This is a genomic window from Azorhizobium doebereinerae UFLA1-100 (assembly GCF_000473085.1).
In the GTDB taxonomy this organism is placed as follows: domain Bacteria; phylum Pseudomonadota; class Alphaproteobacteria; order Rhizobiales; family Xanthobacteraceae; genus Azorhizobium; species Azorhizobium doebereinerae.
Window position 1 is genome coordinate 183,553 of the sequence record NZ_KI421497.1, and the last position, 6,100, is coordinate 189,652.

Here is a 6,100-nt window from a genome sequence, read left to right on the forward strand (position 1 = left end):
AGAAGGTGATGACAATGCAACGTCTGGACGATCTGGCGCTTCTCGTCGGCCGGCTGCTGGTAGCCGCTCTGTTCCTGCCCTCCGGCGTCAGCAAGGCGATGAACATCGCCGGCATCACCGGCATGCTGGCCTCCAAGGGCGTGCCGTTCCCGGCCGTGATGGGCATTCTCGCCACCGCGGTGGAACTGGGCGGGCCGGTCCTGCTGATCCTCGGCGTGCTCCCGCGCCTCACCGCCTTCGTGGTCGGCGGCTTCACCCTGGTGGCGGCGCTGCTGGCGCATAATTTCTGGGAGGTCACCGACGCGGCGGCCCGCGCGGCGCAGCAGATCCAGTTCATGAAGAACCTGGCCATCGTCGGCGGCCTGATGTTCTATTTCGTCTCCGGCCCCGGCCGCTTCTCGCTCGGCGGCGGCCGGCGCTGAGGCTTCAGGCGCCGAGGCTCCGGCCCGCAAGGTGAACGGCCCGTCCCTGGAGGGCGGGTCTATCCAAGTGTGAGAGGGCGATTCACCGATCAGATTGATTCAATCTGATCGGATCGCGCCCTACTCCACCCCGTAGCGGTGCAGGCCGGCGCCGTTCTGGCGCAGCCACGCCTCCGCCGCCCGCCGCTCGGGGTAGATGCTCTCCACCAGCCGCCAGTAGCGGGCGGAATGGTTCATCTCCAGCCGGTGGCAGACCTCGTGCGCGGCGAGATAATCCAGCACCCACGCGGGCGCCAGGATCAGCCGCCAGGAATAGGACAGGTCGCCGTCCGCCGAGCAGGAGCCCCAGCGGCTCGCGGTGTCGCGCAGTGTGATGCGGCCGATCTCCACCTTCAGCGCGGCGGCATGGCGCCGGCTCGCCTCGGTGAACTCCGCCCGCGCCAGCCGCTTGAGATAGTCGCCCACCCGGCGGGCCATGTGCGGCGCATCGCCGGCGACGCACAGCAGCATCGCGCCGTCCTCCTCCGCCGTCCACACCGTGCCGCGCGCCTGCGGCAGGTGGCGGATGGTGTGCGGCACGCCGCGCACCGGCAGCACCGCGCCGTCCACGAACGGCACGCCTTCCGGCAGGCGGCCGAGGCGCACCCGCACCCATTCGCGGTGCCGCTCGACGAAGGTGGCGGCGGCGGAATAGGAGACGTGCGGCGGGGCGGTGAGGGTGACGTCGCGGGAGGCGGCCCGCACCCGCAGCGTCAGGCGCTGGGCGGCGGGATGGCGGCGGATCTCGACCTTGAGCGTCTCGGCGTCGAGCGCAAGCTCCACCCACTCGGGGCCGCGGGGCGGCCGAGGCGGCGGGGGAGCGGAAGGTTTGTCCCGGCGGCGGAAGAGCATGGACCCGGCGACCCGCCCCGGACCGTCGCGCGCAGACGGACAGGGCCATGGAGGTTCACGACGGAACCGGCCGCCCCCAAGCTGGCTGCGGGCGGGTCCGGCTCGGCAGATTCGAACCTGATCTTGGTCGGATTCGTCGCGCCCCGCCACTCACAAAGTGCGTGCGGGCTCCGCCCGACGGGGAGCCGCCACGGGCCGGTGGCGGCGCTCGCGGCGGGCACGTGCCGCTAACGCTCTGAGGGCACATGCTTTACCGCGCGGCCGGCCGGACCGGCCGCGCGGATACGCTTCAGCGTGCGTGCAGCAGCGTCACGTTGTCGGCCTCGGCCCCCTCCACCGTGGCGCGCGGGCGCTCCTGGGACAGGATGAAGTCGGCGATGCGCGGCTGGATCTCCGAGCGGAAGCGCGAGCCGTTGAACACGCCGTAATGGCCGACGCCGGGCTGGAGGTAATGGGCGCGCTTCGCCTCGGGAATGTGCGGGCACAATGTGTGGGCGGCGCGGGTCTGGCCGACGCCGGAGATGTCGTCCTTCTCGCCTTCCACCGTCATCAGCGCGCAGCGGCGCACCGCCTGGGTGCGCACCGGCATGCCGCGATGCAGCATGCTGCCGGCGGGCAAGGCGTGGGTGATGAAGACGCTCTCCACGGTCTCCAAATAGAAGCGCGCGTCGAGGTCCATTACCGCGAGGTATTCGTCATAGAATTCGCGGTGCTTCTCGGCGCTGTCGCCATCGCCCTCCACCAGGTGGCGGAACAGGTCGGTGTGCGCCTTCACGTGCCGGTCCAGGTTCATGCTCATGAAGCCGGTCAATTGCAGGAAGCCGGGATAGACGTGGCGCAGCGCGCCGTCGTGCGGCCAGGGCACCTGGGTGATGACGTTGCGGCGGAAGAAGTCGATGCCCTTGTCCTTGGCGAGAGCGTTCACCGCGGTGGGCGCCTCGCGGGTATCGATGGGGCCGCCCATGAGGATCATGGATTTCGGCACATAGGGGTCGTCTTCGGCCTCCATGCGCGAGATCGCCATCAGCACCGGCACCGCCGGCTGGCAGACGGCGAGCACATGGCAGTCGCCGCCGAGGCGATGGAAGATGGAGATCAGGTAGTCGACGTAATCGTCGAGGCCGAAGGTGCCCTCGGTGAGCGGCACCGACTTGGCGTCCAGCCAGTCGGTCACATAGACGTCGTGGGTGGGCAGGAAGGCTTCCACGGTGCCGCGCAGCAGCGTGGCATGGTGGCCCGACATGGGGGCGACGACCACGAGGCGCGGCTGCGGCCGGCGCGGCGGATGCTCGAAGGCGCGTTCGAAATGCAGCAGGCGGCAGAACGGGCGCGACCACACCGCATTGATGTGCACCGGCACGCGCGTGCCGCCCACCAGCGTGTCGGTAATGCCCCAGTCCGGCTTGGCGTAGCGCCGCGTGGTGCGCTCGAACAATTCCAGCGCCGCCGCCATCGACTTGCCCATGGTGGTGTGGGACACCGGGTTCATGGGGTTCTTGAACAGCAGGCGGCTGGCATCGGCCATGGCCCGCGACGGATTGAGCGCGGCGTGGCTCAGTTCGTACATCCAGTACAGCGGCGAGGACTGAAGCGGGAGGGCGTCGTCCTGCTGCCGCACAGGCCCGACGAATTCTCCGATGGCGGCCATGAGGTTTCCTATCTGTTTTTCGCGCACCCTCCTGTCCGTGATGCGGCACATGCCGTGCCCATCCCTCCGGTGCGCGCTTATTAACAGGGGGCTTGCGTCGCCTGGCTGCCTCGATCCGCAGCACCCTTGGCGAACCAGACTCTGCCTGCTCTTGCGGGCAGTCAATTACGACGAAAGACGGCGCCTGTTATCAATAACATAGGAGCCGGCTTTGCTTGCCCGAGGCTGACGGTGCGGAAATAAGAGGCAGAGAATCAGATCCAATGCAGCATCCTTTCTCACCTTCCGGAAGGTCATTAGGACTTCGGCTCGACACGCTCATCCGCCTGCGATGGCTTGCGGTGGCGGGCCAGACTTTGGCCCTGGTGGTAGTCTACGTCCTGCTGGCCTTTCCGGTTCCCATCATCTGGTGTCTGGCGGTCGTCGCACTGTCCGTCGTGGTAAACGTGGTGTTGCGCCTGAAGTATCCCGGCGCCCGCCGGTTGCCGGATGTGGCCGCGGGACCTTTGCTTGCCTATGACGTCCTCCAGCTCACCGCGCTGCTCTATCTCACCGGCGGCCTGAGCAATCCGTTTGCTTTGCTTTATCTCGCCCCGGTGATGATCTCGGCCACGGCGCTGACCTGGCGCACCACCGTGCTGCTGGGGGCCTTCGCGGTGGCCTGCGCCGGCGCGGTCGGGCTGTGGCACTGGCCGCTGCCCTGGGCCGGCCCCGGCATGCCGCTGCTGCCGGATCTCTATCTGTCCGGCACCTGGGTGGCGCTGTCGGTCTCGGTCGGCTTCATCGGCCTGCATTCCTGGCGGGTGGCGGAGGAGGCGCGGGAACTGGCCGACGCGCTCGCCGCCACCGAGCTGGTGCTGGCCCGCGAGCAGCACCTGTCCCAGCTCGACGGCCTCGCCGCCGCCGCCGCCCACGAGCTGGGCACGCCGCTCGCCACCATCGCCTTGGTGGTGAAGGAGCTGGAGCATTCCACCAAGCCCACCGATCCCCACGCGGAGGACGTGGCGCTGCTGCGCGACCAGGTGAAGCGCTGCCGCGACATCCTCCAGAAGCTCACCTCGCTCGGCTCGGGCGATGCCCCGTTCGACCGCATGCCGCTGTCGCTGCTGATCGAGGAGGTGGTGGAGCCGCACCGCGACTTCGGCGTCGAGATCGCCGTGGCGCTGCCGGAGGACCGGACCGGCGAGCCGGTGCTCGACCGCAATCCCGGCCTGATCTACGGCCTCGGCAATCTGGTGGAGAATGCGGTCGATTTCGCTGGCCACCGGGTGGAGATCACCGCTCGCTGGACCCAGGCGAAGATGGAACTGGTGGTGCGCGACGACGGGCCGGGCTTCGCGCCGGAGGTCAGCGACCGCATCGGCCTGCCCTATGTGACCAGCCGCGCCCGCAATCCGGCCGACGCCGACGCGGATGGCGAGAGCGGGCTGGGGCTCGGCTTCTTCATCGCCAAGACGCTGCTGGAGCGCACCGGGGCCACCCTGGTGGTGAAGAACCGGCCCGCCCCCGCGCGCGGCGCGGAGGTGCGCATCTCCTGGCCGCGCAGCGCGCTCGACGGGAAAGAGAAGGATCTTGCGTCAAATCAACGCATCGCGTCCCATGAGCCGGGTAAAGGGGCGTAAAAGCCCCGCACCCCTGCGTACGCCCGGCTGTCGTCCGGCGCCCTTAGGAACAGAGCAATGTCCGACCTGCAGATGCCTGAAACCACCGAGGAGCGCTCGGTCCTGATCGTCGATGACGACCGCTCCTTCCTCCAGCGCCTCGCCCGCGCCATGGAGACGCGGGGGTTCCAGGTGACGACGGCGGAGAGTGTCGCGGACGGCCTCGCCCAGGTGGAGCAGTCGGCGCCGGCCTTCGCCGTGGTGGACATGCGGCTCGGCGACGGCACCGGCCTTGACGTCATCCAGGCGCTGAAGAAGCAGCGCCCGCACGCCCGCGCCATCGTGCTGACCGGCTACGGCAACATCGCCACCGCCGTCACCGCGGTGAAGATGGGCGCCGTGGACTATCTGGCCAAGCCCGCCGACGCGGACGACGTGATGGCCGCGCTCATGGCCACCGCCGACCACAAGCCGACCCCGCCGGAAAACCCCATGTCCGCCGACCGGGTGCGCTGGGAGCATATCCAGCGGGTCTATGAACTGTGCGGCCGCAACGTGTCGGAGACCGCCCGCCGGCTCTCCATGCACCGCCGCACGTTGCAGCGCATCCTCGCCAAGAGGGCGCCGCGCTGAGCAGGGAGGCCGCCGCGCCGCCGGTGGTGCCCGCGCCGGAGGGCCGGGCCGACCGCGAGGCGGTGGAGGCCGCCGTGCGCGCCGCCGGCGGTCCGGTCACCTTCTCCGGCTGGAGCCTGCACGGCGCCGACCTCTCGGCGCTCGATCTCGCCGGCTGCACGTTCGAGCGCTGCCGGGGCGCGGGGGCGGACTTTTCCGCCTGCGATCTCGGCGAGGCCGTGTTCACCGGCTGCGATTTCAACAATGCCGTGTTCCGCCGCGCCAAGCTGGCCTCGGCGCAGTTCACCGACTGCAAGCTCACCGGCATCCAGATCGTGGCGGCGGCCACCTTCCAGCTCGCCTTCACCCGCTGCCTGCTGATCAACGCCCAGCTGCGCGGCCTCTCGTTCCGCCGCATGGACCTGGAGGGGCTGGACTTCCAGGATGCCGATCTGTCCGAGGCGGACTTCCGCCAGGCGGTGCTCACCGGCTGCAACCTGCGCGAGGCCAATGTCACCCACGCCCGCTTCGAGGGGGCGGACCTGCGCGGCGCCGACCTCGGCGGCCTGAAGCTGGCGGACGCCGGGCGCTTCAAGGGCGCGCTCATCTCCAAGGCGCAGGCGGCGGACCTCTTGAGCGGCCTCGGGCTGAAGGTCGGCTGAGCGCCCTTAAAGACGGCCGCTAGGCTCAGGACCTATTAATTTGCCTTGAGTTGTGATTCACAGTCTCCATTGAGGAGGCTGTGATGAGCGATTTGTTCCTGCTGAGCGAAAGGCAGATGTCTCGGATCTCGCCCTTCTTTCCCTTGGCCCATGGCGTGCCGCGCGTCGATGACCGCCGGGTGGTGAGTGGCATCGTTTATGTGATCCGCAACGGGTTGCAGTGGAAGGATGCCCCCAAGGACTACGGCCCGCACAAGACGCTGT

7 protein-coding genes are annotated in these 6,100 nt (G+C 69.1%); 5 read left to right on the top strand and 2 right to left on the bottom strand.

The window, feature by feature from the left end:
• The first annotated feature begins 8 nt into the window (after positions 1-8).
• Positions 9-422, top strand: coding sequence for a DoxX family protein (locus tag YU1_RS0127105; RefSeq protein WP_029006696.1), 414 nt, complete (start codon positions 9-11; stop codon positions 420-422).
• Between the two features lie 120 nt (positions 423-542).
• Here the strand turns inward: YU1_RS0127105 and YU1_RS0127110 are convergent, their stop codons facing one another.
• Complete coding sequence (locus tag YU1_RS0127110) at positions 543-1,244, bottom strand: M48 family metallopeptidase (RefSeq protein ID WP_245263471.1); 702 nt, start codon at positions 1,242-1,244, stop codon at positions 543-545.
• 358 nt (positions 1,245-1,602) lie between these two features.
• Positions 1,603-2,961, bottom strand: coding sequence for a polyhydroxyalkanoate depolymerase (locus tag YU1_RS31635; protein ID WP_084540177.1), 1,359 nt, complete (start codon positions 2,959-2,961; stop codon positions 1,603-1,605).
• A gap of 263 nt (positions 2,962-3,224) precedes the next feature.
• Between YU1_RS31635 and YU1_RS0127120 the strand changes: the two genes are divergently transcribed.
• From YU1_RS0127120 to YU1_RS31645, 4 genes are all read left to right on the top strand, one after another.
• Positions 3,225-4,583: an ActS/PrrB/RegB family redox-sensitive histidine kinase gene (locus YU1_RS0127120; protein WP_029006698.1), complete on the top strand. Its 1,359-nt coding sequence runs from the start codon at positions 3,225-3,227 to the stop codon at positions 4,581-4,583.
• A 57-nt stretch (positions 4,584-4,640) separates the two neighbouring features.
• The gene (locus YU1_RS0127125) at positions 4,641-5,195 is read left to right on the top strand and encodes an ActR/PrrA/RegA family redox response regulator transcription factor (protein WP_029006699.1); all 555 of its coding nucleotides are present in this window, start codon (positions 4,641-4,643) and stop codon (positions 5,193-5,195) included.
• A 23-nt stretch (positions 5,196-5,218) separates the two neighbouring features.
• The gene (locus YU1_RS31640; protein ID WP_198019098.1) at positions 5,219-5,836 is read left to right on the top strand and encodes a pentapeptide repeat-containing protein; all 618 of its coding nucleotides are present in this window, start codon (positions 5,219-5,221) and stop codon (positions 5,834-5,836) included.
• Positions 5,837-5,919: 83 nt separating this feature from the next.
• On the top strand, positions 5,920-6,100 hold a 181-nt coding region (locus tag YU1_RS31645; RefSeq protein ID WP_156922530.1), incomplete at its 3' end, for a transposase.

Excerpts from the sequence above, each read along its gene's own strand:
- YU1_RS31635 (WP_084540177.1), bottom strand. The coding sequence starts at position 2,961 with ATGGCCGCCATCGGAGAATTCGTCGGGCCTGTGCGGCAGCAGGACGAC.
- YU1_RS0127125 (WP_029006699.1), top strand. The coding sequence starts at position 4,641 with ATGTCCGACCTGCAGATGCCTGAAACCACCGAGGAGCGCTCGGTCCTG.
- YU1_RS0127105 (WP_029006696.1), top strand. The coding sequence starts at position 9 with ATGACAATGCAACGTCTGGACGATCTGGCGCTTCTCGTCGGCCGGCTG.
- YU1_RS0127120 (WP_029006698.1), top strand. The coding sequence starts at position 3,225 with ATGCAGCATCCTTTCTCACCTTCCGGAAGGTCATTAGGACTTCGGCTC.